The following is a 10,449-nucleotide window of genomic DNA, read 5'->3' as shown; positions in this document are numbered from 1 at the left end:
GAACGGATAATTTCCTGTTGAACGGCTATCTTCATTATTTCAGCGTCCTTGATTTCCAGTTTTCTCATGGCTTGCCCCCTTTTGGTGCAGGATAAACCATTTTGCAGTTATGCGCAATTACTTATGTCGCTATGTATAATTGGACATTTTTTTAAAACCAGCCCCTACCGCTTTTTCCCGCCTTTCACCGGAACAAAGCACTTGGGGCCGATATCTTTCCCCTGATGCATCTTCATGGACCGGTTTTTCCGGTAGGTGAGATGGATGGGACATCCTTGACAGGTGCGGGCGTCCGCCTCGCCCGGCCCTTTGATCGCTTCCCAGCATTTTTGCCGGTAGTTGCCGTAGGCGGGGCACGCAGGCTGGTTGCACTGCTTGATCTCCCAGCAGGGGGCCATCATGTAGAGCAGCTTGAGGCCGTTGATGGTCATTCCCGCCTCGTCGAGATAAAACTTGATGTTCTTGATGAACTGGATGTCGTTGTTGGAATAGCGCCGCTGGCCGCCCACCCGCGCCGGTTTTATGAATCCCGCCTTCTCGTATTCGCGCAGCATGCGCGGAGTCGTATCGGTGAGGGTGGCCGCCACCGCCATGGCGTAAAGCGGCTTGGCGCTGTCAATATCGATTGCCATGCCAATAATGATAACGTAAAAAAGCGGCAGTGTCTTATTTTCACGGCAGGACACGCTCTCCAGCGTGTCCTATTTGTAATCATACCGGGCTTGACTTGGGAGCGGCGGAATAATCATGCGGTGGCGGGCCTATATCCCCGAATTAAGGAAGAGTATTGCGTCGGTACAACAGGTTTAAGGAGCCGCAGAAGATAATTCAATCTGCGGCGGAAATAGCCTATAGGCCACAACCTGTTGTTGGCCTGTAAGGGCCAAGAGGGCTTACCCCCTTCGGGGGCAACCAAGGTTTTAACCTTGTATCAAGCCGCCCCCAAATTACCCAATGGGTGTGAAAACCATGCCGGACCGAAAAGCGGCATTGATACCGTCAATCATGGTTAGAAGCCGTTTCTTCACGCATGGTGACTCCTTTTAACCGGAGAACGGCGGCGGACGACCGCAACGCCGATGAAGTAGGCGATCATCCAGCCCTGAAGTGATGAATAATCCCACACATTTCGGCCATTTTTCCGCTATAAATCACGGAAAATACCCCAAAAAGGGGTATTGACTTTGCAGGGGGGGGTATAAAATGCATTTGGATAATTTGATTCAAATTAGGGAGGGAAAAATGAGTTCAAAGATTGATTTTGATGCCATTCTATCCGGAGTTGAGGGTAAACAACTTATCGAAAGTGGAAAGCCCGCGCGTTGCGAAATATGCTGGCATGTCTTCGAAAGAATATCGCTTACCTATCGCTATTGTCACCAATGCAAAGCGGGCATTTGTGACGGGACACACGGCAACTATGAAAATGGCAGGTGGCTCTGCCTTGCTTGCAATCCAAAGGCGGGGAAGAAGGGGAACTAAGCGCGGCGATGTAAAAACTTTTTTCAGAATTAGGACGAAATTATGAAAATATGGCGTTCGTTGTTCACCTTGATAATGGTTTTCAGCCTTTCCGCAAATTCTTTTGCGGCGGAAAAGGCAAAGAAAAAAACGATTCAAAGCGGCCAAGCCTCTTCTGCGGCAACGAAAGAAAACAGCCAACTTTTGGACGAAATTTCATCGAAAAGCGGTGGATATTCTGGCGCAGCCCTTGACTTGAATGCATCAAAGCTACCCCGGCGTTATGCCGGTAATGATTTCGTAAAAGTTTATCGAGCCTGTAAAAATAATGCCAGCCGGTTTGTAAAAACCGGATTTGAAAATAATCAGCAATTTGAAAAGCGCAGGGAAAGTCTGCTTGCTTCGCCGTTGTTAGGGAAACTTATGTACGGTGATAAATTGGCTTTTTCAAAAAAATTTATGGATGGCGATTATACCGCATCCCTTATTATTGACAATTTTACCGCGCGAAATGCGAATGAGAAATCCTTGTACGACCGAATGAAGGCCGGACTACAAGAAGTAGAAAACAGAACGGCGCTTACATATGATGCTGAAGAGGAAACTGTAAAAATAACTTTTGGCGTTCCAATCCTGCTCGATAGCATAAAAAAATCTTCGTACAAGGGAACGAATGCATATGGGGCAACCGTACATGTGCAAAAGGTTGAAGGCGCAATTAATTTTATAAAATGCCTGCCGGAAAGCTGCGCGGAATTATCGCTTACGACGAAAATGCCAGGCGAAACAGCTCAACGTCTAAGCCAAAGTGGCAGGATTTTAATAATTGGGAAAGTTAAAGAGCCCTTTTTTGAAGCGGCCCCAATGCCCCTCTCTATTGAACCAACATTTGAAAGCCCTCTTGAAGTTTCAATAACGCTTGAAGGCTTGATGTTTGATGTTTTTGAAATATGGCTTTACGATTTTGAAACAGGGGAAATTTTTGTTAAGCATAAGGTTGAAAATTCCGAGATGCAGGGGGATTCCGATTCTTCCACTATTTCTGGGCAGTCTGACACCGATTAGCCTGATACGGGAAGGGCAGCTAAAACATATTCATGGGAGATTGTTGTGAGCGAAGAGATACGAACAAAGGCCGCTGATGAGAAATTTTGTGAAACCTGCGGTGCGGCAATTAAGATTGCCGCTGAAATCTGCCCAAAGTGCGGTGTCCGTCAAAAGAATGCACCGCAAGCAGAGGATGCGGGCAAAAAAGCGCTAGAACAAGCGATCCCAGGTTATTCACTTCTCAAACCTTATTATCAGGTTGAGTTCAAAAAAATATTTGAATCGAAAGGTGTTTATACAGGTAAATGGAATTGGGCTTCTTGCTTTGGTTTCTGGGGTTGGGCGCTCTGGAAGGGATTATGGCTTAATGGCATTATCTGGCTTGTGGTAGTGGTTGCTTCAGGTGGCGCATTGACTCTGATCGCGGGAATTTATTATGGAATACGAGGCAACCAACTGTATTACAAATTGCTTACAACTAATAAGCAACCGTGGATTTGATTGTGTTGCCCTAACTTGGAGGCAGTCCACATCTGCATCGTTAAAATTGTAAATAAATAGCAGCGCTGGGAAGTTCTGGGTAACCTTATTCAGCTTTCAAACGCTATGAAGTTTGGAGAGAAAAAATGAAAAGCATACTTAAAGCGCGTGTTGCGGTGTTCTTGGCGATTTGTGTATTCGCAATTTCTGATAGTGCTTCGGCCTTTGATTTGTTCAAGAAAAAGGCCCCTAAATGCGGCGATGAAGAGGTAAAAAAGACTGTAATCGGAATAATAAAGAAAAACCCGGATGGTTTCATCTTTTATAAAAAAGGGGAAGTCCGCCTGGACTTTATAAGAGCGACGGGATTTGATAAAGAAATTGGAAGTTATCAATGCTCGGCAAGAGTAAAAGGGAAAGATGCCGAAGTGGATATTGTTTATGAAGTATCGATTAATGAAGAAGAAGAGGAAGAAGGCGGGTACATAGTTGAGGTGCGTGAGGCAGAATAGTGCCGCAACGGCGGGCTATTTTTTCTGGCGGGCCGCTTCGCCGATGAAGTAGCCGACCATCCGGTCCTGCACGTCCGGATGAATCAGGATGTAGCGGGTGATGCAGCGGAATACCTGTTTTCCCTTCAGTTCGTCCGGCAGGTTGCGGACAACCTCGGCGACCGCCTGCACCGGCTCTTTGTCATACGGCATGGTTATCTCGATATAGAGGAAAAATCCCGCCGGGATATCCTTGGCTATCTTGAAGGCGCAGCCGCCGCCTGAAAAATCGACCCCCACCCCGTTGGCAAGCGGGGAAAGCTGATACCGCCCGTCCTCCTGGCGCACCGCCACGCGGTAGCGGATCATCAGCGGCATCTCGACGCGGAAATCCGCGCGTTTGCCGGCCACTTTGGGGCCGGAGCCGGGCGCGGCGCTCATTTTTTCTCCGAAGTCATGATGATAATCTCAACGCGGCGGTTCTTGGGGCGGTTTTCGGGGGTGACGGGAAAGCGCGGTTTGAATTCGCCGTAGCCCGACACGATGAACCGCTTCGGGTCGATCTTCTTTTCCTGGACGAAATACTTCACCACCACCGCCGCGCGCGCGGTGGAAAGCTCCCAGTTGCTGGGGAACTGCGCGGTGCTGGTCGGCACGTCGTCGGTGTGGCCCTCCACCAGCACGGTGTTCGGCACGCCGCGAAGAATGTCGGACACTTTATCCAGGAACAGCCGCGTATCGGGCAACAGTTCGGCGGTGCCGGAGGGGAAGAAAAAATCGCCGCGCGAGAAGAGCACCACGCCGCGTGAATCGGAGGTGAGGTCGATATCGTTGACGAGGTTGTTGTCCGAGATAAGCGACTTCATATGCTTTTTAACGAAGGCCTCCGGGTCTTCGGCGCCGGTGACCGCCTTTTTGGCCCCCCCTTTTGCGCCGCCGTAGCCCTTCATCATGTCGGAGAGCTTTTTCTGGTCCGGCACGGAAATGGCGAACAGCATCACGAAGAAGGTGAGCAGCAGCGTCAAGAGGTCGCTGAGCGAGAAAAGCCAGCGCGCCTCGTCCATCGCCTCGGCGGAAGCTTCCTCCTGGATGCTGGCGAGAACCGATGGCCGTATCTTCGGCTTGCCCGCGTGGGAGCGGGGCTGCTGTTCCTGTTCCATGCGCTATCCTTTACTGCGGCGCGGCCGTCCGCTGACGCCTGAGGTACTCATCGTATACTTTCACCCGCTGCTGCGGCGAGAGGTACGAGTTGAGCTTCCGCTCTATAATGCGGGGGTTCACCCCGGACTGCAGCATCAATACCCCCTCGATGATGACCTGGGTGTTGAGATGCTCCTCATCCGTCTTTACATGCAGTTTTTCAGCAATCGGCGCAAAGAAAAGGTTCGACAAAAGCACGCCGTAGAATGTGGTCATAAGGGCCACCGCCATGCCGCGGGCGAGAACCTCGGTGGCGTTCGTTCCGGCGGCGGTCGCATCCGCCAGCCCCAACAGCATCTGCACGAGGCCGATGACCGTTCCCATCAGCCCGAAAGCGGGAGCCAGCTTGCTGGCGGTGCGGAAAATGTGCTCCCCCTTGCGGTGACGCACCTGTACGAAATCCAACTCGGTTTCCAGCACGTCGCGGATGAGATGGCCGGGATGGCCGTCGATCACCATCTCGAGTCCCTGCTTGATGTAGCGGTTTTCAATCCGCTTCATGTCCTCTTCAAGGGAGAGGAGCGACTGCTGCCGCGCCTTGAACGAGAGGCGGACGAAAAGGGCGATGATCCCCCCCGGCCCCGCGTCGTCCGCCAGGAAAATCTGGCGCAGAACGCCGAAAACTCGCATGATCTGCGGCAGCGGAAAGCAAATGAACATCGCCGCCGAGGTGCCGCCCACCACGATCATGAACGCCGGAAGATCCCAAAAGTTTTCAATCCCCGCGCCCATGTTCATGGCGAAGAGCACCAGCCCGACGCCGGTTATGATCGCAATTAATGTACTCACATGCCTCCCATTATTTCACCGCTTAAATATACCCCATCGCAATCTCCGCGTACTTCTGGTCGCCGGAGGCGGGCTTATAATAAAATGTCACCCGTTCCTGTTCGCGGTCCAGCCGCAGCACCGCGTCGGCGATCTTGATGGCGGTGCCGGGATGGGCGATCTTCGCCACCGTGACTTTCGCCTTGCCGAAAAATCCGCCGCTGTCCGCGGCGCCGGCCAGTTCCTTCCGCTCCTGCTCCAGCCGCTGTTGCAGCCGCATGTGCGACATGATGGAAGCGCCAAACTTGTGCAGTTCCTCTTTCTTTTCGTCATCCAGGGACGCCCCCTGCTGGCGCATCGTCTCGGCGGCGTTGAACAGCGAGGTCGCCTGGTCGGCTTCGTCAAAGCGCGCAAGCCCCCCCAACTGTTTCGCGAAATGGCGCGCCGCCCCAGCCGCCGTGACAACCTCGCGCTCCAGTTTCTGCACCTCGTTATTCACCGCCTCAATGCGCACCAGTTGGAAAGGGTTGCCCCCCACTTCGATTTCCGTGACCACCGCCGCTTCGGAGCCGATGCGGTTCACCTCCACCCCTTCGCGCGCCATCACCTTTCCCCCCACCAGAAAGCCGTTGCCGCGCACCACCAGCTTTTTGCCGCAGAGACTGGCGGCGTTCATGATGCTGCCATCAACCACAATATTCCCCTGCGCCTCCAGCGTTCCCTGCTGCACAAACTGGCAGTAGAGGTCCTTGCCGGCGGAAAGTTTTCCTTTTTCGCCGCCGGTAAAACCCCCTTTGGCCACGATACTGCCGGCCGCCGTGATGGACGAATCTTCAATAAGACCGCGCACCTCCACGTCGCCGCCGGAAAGGATGGTCACCCCCTGGCTGATGGAACCGATCACCAGCACCGAAGCGGGGGTTTCCACCCCGCCGGTACGGTTGTTGAGGTCGCGGCTCACTTCGTAGACGCCGCTTACCTTAAGCTTTTTTTCCGTGGCGGTGACAAAGCCTTTTTTCGCGGCCGCCAGCACCGGGTACTCCCCTTGCGACACGGTCATCCCCTCGCCGGCCACCTCGCGGGCCGTAACCCCCGCGGGCAGATGCCATTTCACGGTTGAGAGGTGCTGACCCGGGATTTCTTTCCCCTCCGCAACGTAAATGGCTATCGGCTGCTGCGCCTCGACCGCTATCGGCGCGGAGATGATGGCGCTCAATGGATCGGTGGGTCCGGCCGCCCTAATGAGATCCGGCGGCAGCGTGAATACCAGAATATTCGGCATCTGTTAAATCCCTTGTCCTCTCTAACCCCTTAAAATGGCGTACTTAATCTTATCGGCAGCCCGCGCCATTCCTCCAGTCCGGTGTAATGATTTTTTATGGGGCTGTTACGATCCGATATTTTATATGAAAAAAGCTTGATTTCAAAGCATTTGGGTACGCGCGCAAAACGCCTTGTTTAGAACCGGCGGAGAACGATCCGGCACAATAACGCCGGACGGGGCCTGGGCTGGTCCGCGGGGTTGACCGGCTCCTTATTGCAACAGCGCTTCGGAAAAAAGGGCGGGATCGAAAGGCTGGAGGTCTTCGACCGATTCACCCACACCGATGTAGCGGACCGGTATCTTCGTTTCGTTCACAATGCCGATCACGGCCCCCCCCTTCGAGGTGCCGTCCAGCTTGGTGATGACGATGCCAGTGAGCGGTACGCTCTGGTTGAACTCCTTCACCTGGTTGATGGCGTTCTGCCCGGTGGCGCCATCCACCACCAACAGCGTTTCATGCGGCGCGCCGGGAAGCTCGCGGCCGATGACGCGGCGGATTTTCTTCATCTCTTCCATCAGGTTATTGCGGGTGTGCAGCCGGCCGGCGGTATCGATGATAATGATGTCCGCGCCGCGCGCGATGCCGGCCTTCATGGCGTCGAACGCCACCGCGGACGGATCGCCGCCCGCCTCGTGGCGCACCAGTTCCGCCCCGGTACGCTTGCCCCATTCGGCCAGTTGCTCGATGGCGGCGGCGCGGAAGGTGTCCCCCGCCGCCAGCAGCACGCGTTTCCCGCCGGCGGCGAAGAGGGCGGCCAGTTTGCCGATGGTGGTGGTTTTTCCCGCGCCGTTCACGCCGATCATCAGGATCACATGGGGCTTGGCCCCGGACGTCCCGATGGGCGGCACGGTCATCATCGTCTGTATCCGCCGGGCCAGAAAGGGGCGTACCCCTTCGACAGAGGTCAGTTCCTTGTTTTTCACCGCCGCTTTCAGTTGGTTTATGAGTTCCATCGTGGTGGGCATCCCGGTATCGGCGGCGATGAGGGCGTATTCCAGCTCTTCCAGCAACGCATCGTCAAGATGCATCCGGCCGGTGACGGCGGCGATTTTCCCCACGAGCGCGTCATGGGTTTTCGCCAGCCCCTTTCTGAGCCGCGTGAATAAACCTTCTTTTGCGTCAGCCATGATTCGTACAGTGTAGCCGCAAGCGGGCCGGGGATGAAAGGGGCATGGCGCTTTTTTTCCGCGCCGCTATTCTTCACGGCGGGGGGGATACTCTGTGTTAAGATAACCGAAATTTATGGCTGACGCTAAAAGGGGGTATTAGAGGTGCGGCGTTCGCTCAATTGGATGCCGGCGGCGGTGGCCGCCGCGATGTGTCTGCTGCCGTCACACGGCGCGCACGGGGAAAACCTTTCAATATCCGGCGCGCAGTCAAGCCCTCCCGTCACCCTGCAACAGGCCGCGCCGCTTCCCGCCCCGCCCCCGGGCGCGCCGGCCGGCATTCCGCGCCAGCAGATCGACCGGCAAAGCGGCGCCGCCGTCACTCCCGCCGCCGATGCGCGGCGGCAAGGGGAAAACGGGCAATCCATGGCGCTCAACTTCGAGTCGGCCCCGATACGCGAAGTGATCAAAAACATATGCGAGCTGCTCAACATGAATTACATCATCGAGCAGGACATCAAGGGATTCGTCACCATCCGGACGCTCAACAAAATACCGGTGGCCGGCGCAATCGACCTTTTGGACCAACTGCTGATCCTCAACGGCATCACCCGCGTGAAGATCGGCAACTACTGGCGCTTCCTCCCCGCGGCCGCGGCCATCAAGGAGCCGTTGCAGGTCTACAAGGATCCCGCCCCCAACGAATTCGCCGCGCGCGACCGCTACGCCATCCAGATACTCACCTTCAATTATGTGGGAGCCGACCAGATACTTGAACTCATCAAGCCGTTCCTCTCCAAGGAGGCGTCCGCCACGGTGCTCCAGCGCCAAAACATGCTGCTGGTGGTCGAACGCGGCACCAAACTGCCGGAGATCGAAAGCCTTTCCCGCGCCATCGACGTCGATTCGCTGGACACCATGCAGGTGAAGCTCTTCGACCTGAAAAACGCCGGCGCCGGCGAGGTGGCGCAGGAGCTGACCGCCGTCTACGCCACCATGGGCTACGTGAAACCGCCCCCCGCGCAGGGAATCGTCTTCCTGCCGCTTGACCGGCTCAACAGCATCCTGATGGTCAATCCCTTCCCCAACCTCTACCCCGGCATCAAGGAATGGCTGGACAAGCTCGACACCGGCTCCATCGGCAGCGCCGAAGTGACCACCCACATCTATCATGTGCAGCACGGCGACGCGGAGAACCTGGCCGGCATTTTGCGCCAGCTTTATGTGGACGACAAAAAACAAAAAGCGAACGCGCAAGCGGCGGCCGGCCCGGCCATGGTGGAAGGCCCGGTATTGATCCTGCACCACCCGGACACCAATTCCATCATCATCCGCACGGCCGAGCGCAATTTCCAGATCATCGGGGAGACGCTGAAGCGGCTTGACCAGATGCCGCAGCAGGTGCTGATCGAAGTGCTCATCGCCGAAATCCAGCTTTCCGACAACCTGGAATTCGGCCTCGAATGGGCCATGGCGTCCTCCGGCGGCGGCAGCGAAAGCTCTGTCGCCAACAACCTGGGGGGCCTCTCCCCCTCCGGCGCCACCAACGTGGCGGCGAACCTGGGAAACACCGCCTTCAACCCGGTGGGGAGCGCGCAGGGCCTCTCGGTCTTCGCCCGCAACAGCACCAACGTGATGGGGTTGCTCCACACGCTGGCCACCCAATCGAAGCTCGACATCAAGGCAAGCCCGATCCTGATGACCTCCAACAACAAGGCCGCCTCCATCGACATCACCAACGAAGTGCCGATCTCCACCATCACCACCACGCAGACCGGCGCCACCGCCCAGAACATCCAGTACCGCTCGGTCGGCATCCGGCTTTCCGTCACCCCGAAGATCAACGAACAAAGCTTCGTTTCGCTCATCGTGGATCAGGAAATCAGCCAGATCGACGACGGGCGCAAGGCGGAATTCAAGGCGCTGGGAATATCCGCCATGCCGTTGCTGCGCCGTCAGGCCAAAAGCAGCATCGTGGTGAAGAACCGCGAAACGCTCATCCTGGGCGGCATGATCAGCGAGCAGAAAGGGGGGGGCAAATCAGGCATCCCGTGGCTTTCCGATATCCCGTTCCTCGGCTGGCTCTTCGGCACCAACAGCAAAACCTCCTCCAAAACCGAACTGCTGATCCTGCTGACCCCGCATGTGATCGGCTCGGAAGAAGAAGCGCGGGCGATCACCGAACGTTACAAGGAACAGATCAAGGATTTGCAGTTGAGCGCGAAAAACACCAAGGCCGAAGCCCCCGCCCCGGAAGCTCCCCTCGCCCCCGGCGAAAAGGTGCTGGCAAAATAATTTCCGGCATCGGCCTTCCAAACCCGCACAGCCCGCTTTATTCACCGAATAAAGCGGGAAAACCGTCTAGCTTTTGAAAAGGCGCGGCGGCGAAGGGAGGCGCGGAATTAATTTTCGATCCGCGCCGGGTATCCCCTTTAAGGGGAAAACATTTTTTGAGGGAAACATACTGACAGTATGTTGACCGGGAAAAATGCAAGCCAACGCGATAATTTTCAAAAGATCGGCGGTTTCCGGATTATGAACGGCAACGCTGTGAATAATCCGGGATAGCGG

General features: G+C 55.6%; 10 protein-coding genes. 4 read left to right on the top strand and 6 right to left on the bottom strand.

The window, feature by feature from the left end:
- Nucleotides 1-164: 164 nt before the first annotated feature.
- Entirely contained in the window at nucleotides 165-632 is a 468-nt protein-coding gene (locus HZA03_03605) for a MerR family transcriptional regulator (GenBank protein MBI5637040.1), read from the bottom strand.
- A gap of 892 nt (nucleotides 633-1,524) precedes the next feature.
- Here HZA03_03605 and HZA03_03600 point away from each other — a divergent pair.
- From HZA03_03600 to HZA03_03590, 3 genes are all read left to right on the top strand, one after another.
- Nucleotides 1,525-2,526, top strand: coding sequence for a hypothetical protein (locus HZA03_03600; GenBank protein ID MBI5637039.1), 1,002 nt, complete (start codon nucleotides 1,525-1,527; stop codon nucleotides 2,524-2,526).
- Between the two features lie 45 nt (nucleotides 2,527-2,571).
- Nucleotides 2,572-3,009 (top strand): DUF2628 domain-containing protein, encoded by a 438-nt coding sequence (locus tag HZA03_03595; GenBank protein ID MBI5637038.1) that lies wholly within the window; start codon nucleotides 2,572-2,574, stop codon nucleotides 3,007-3,009.
- Between the two features lie 125 nt (nucleotides 3,010-3,134).
- Nucleotides 3,135-3,500: a hypothetical protein gene (locus HZA03_03590; protein ID MBI5637037.1), complete on the top strand. Its 366-nt coding sequence runs from the start codon at nucleotides 3,135-3,137 to the stop codon at nucleotides 3,498-3,500.
- A 15-nt stretch (nucleotides 3,501-3,515) separates the two neighbouring features.
- Here HZA03_03590 and HZA03_03585 read toward each other — a convergent pair whose 3' ends face one another.
- The 5 genes from HZA03_03585 to ftsY all read right to left on the bottom strand — a co-directional run bounded on the left by HZA03_03585 (nucleotide 3,516) and on the right by ftsY (nucleotide 7,899).
- A complete protein-coding gene (locus HZA03_03585) occupies nucleotides 3,516-3,920 on the bottom strand; it encodes a PilZ domain-containing protein (GenBank protein MBI5637036.1) in 405 nt (134 codons plus the stop codon).
- Nucleotides 3,917-4,639, bottom strand: a complete 723-nt coding sequence (locus HZA03_03580; GenBank protein MBI5637035.1) for an OmpA family protein — start codon at nucleotides 4,637-4,639, stop codon at nucleotides 3,917-3,919. Before HZA03_03580 ends, HZA03_03585 begins: the two co-directional genes overlap by 4 nt.
- Nucleotides 4,640-4,649: 10 nt before the next feature.
- Nucleotides 4,650-5,468, bottom strand: a complete 819-nt coding sequence (locus HZA03_03575) for a motility protein A (protein MBI5637034.1) — start codon at nucleotides 5,466-5,468, stop codon at nucleotides 4,650-4,652.
- 22 nt (nucleotides 5,469-5,490) lie between these two features.
- The gene (locus HZA03_03570; protein MBI5637033.1) at nucleotides 5,491-6,729 is read right to left on the bottom strand and encodes a DUF342 domain-containing protein; all 1,239 of its coding nucleotides are present in this window, start codon (nucleotides 6,727-6,729) and stop codon (nucleotides 5,491-5,493) included.
- A 252-nt stretch (nucleotides 6,730-6,981) separates the two neighbouring features.
- Nucleotides 6,982-7,899 (bottom strand): signal recognition particle-docking protein FtsY, encoded by a 918-nt coding sequence (ftsY, locus tag HZA03_03565; protein MBI5637032.1) that lies wholly within the window; start codon nucleotides 7,897-7,899, stop codon nucleotides 6,982-6,984.
- A 144-nt stretch (nucleotides 7,900-8,043) separates the two neighbouring features.
- Here ftsY and gspD point away from each other — a divergent pair, with 144 nt between their 5' ends.
- Nucleotides 8,044-10,173, top strand: coding sequence for a type II secretion system secretin GspD (gspD, locus tag HZA03_03560; GenBank protein ID MBI5637031.1), 2,130 nt, complete (start codon nucleotides 8,044-8,046; stop codon nucleotides 10,171-10,173).
- The last annotated feature ends 276 nt before the right edge of the window (nucleotides 10,174-10,449 follow it).

The sequence above is a fragment of the Nitrospinota bacterium genome, from assembly GCA_016217735.1.
In the GTDB taxonomy this organism is placed as follows: domain Bacteria; phylum Nitrospinota_A; class UBA7883; order JACRGQ01; family JACRGQ01; genus JACRGQ01.
The sequence above is the reverse complement of the archived record's forward strand: the minus strand, read 5'-3'. Positions and strand labels throughout refer to the sequence as shown.

Excerpts from the sequence above, each read along its gene's own strand:
- HZA03_03570 (MBI5637033.1), bottom strand. The coding sequence starts at position 6,729 with ATGCCGAATATTCTGGTATTCACGCTGCCGCCGGATCTCATTAGGGCG.
- HZA03_03580 (MBI5637035.1), bottom strand. The coding sequence starts at position 4,639 with ATGGAACAGGAACAGCAGCCCCGCTCCCACGCGGGCAAGCCGAAGATA.
- HZA03_03590 (MBI5637037.1), top strand. The coding sequence starts at position 3,135 with ATGAAAAGCATACTTAAAGCGCGTGTTGCGGTGTTCTTGGCGATTTGT.
- HZA03_03600 (MBI5637039.1), top strand. The coding sequence starts at position 1,525 with ATGAAAATATGGCGTTCGTTGTTCACCTTGATAATGGTTTTCAGCCTT.
- HZA03_03605 (MBI5637040.1), bottom strand. The coding sequence starts at position 632 with ATGGCAATCGATATTGACAGCGCCAAGCCGCTTTACGCCATGGCGGTG.
- HZA03_03585 (MBI5637036.1), bottom strand. The coding sequence starts at position 3,920 with ATGAGCGCCGCGCCCGGCTCCGGCCCCAAAGTGGCCGGCAAACGCGCG.
- ftsY (MBI5637032.1), bottom strand. The coding sequence starts at position 7,899 with ATGGCTGACGCAAAAGAAGGTTTATTCACGCGGCTCAGAAAGGGGCTG.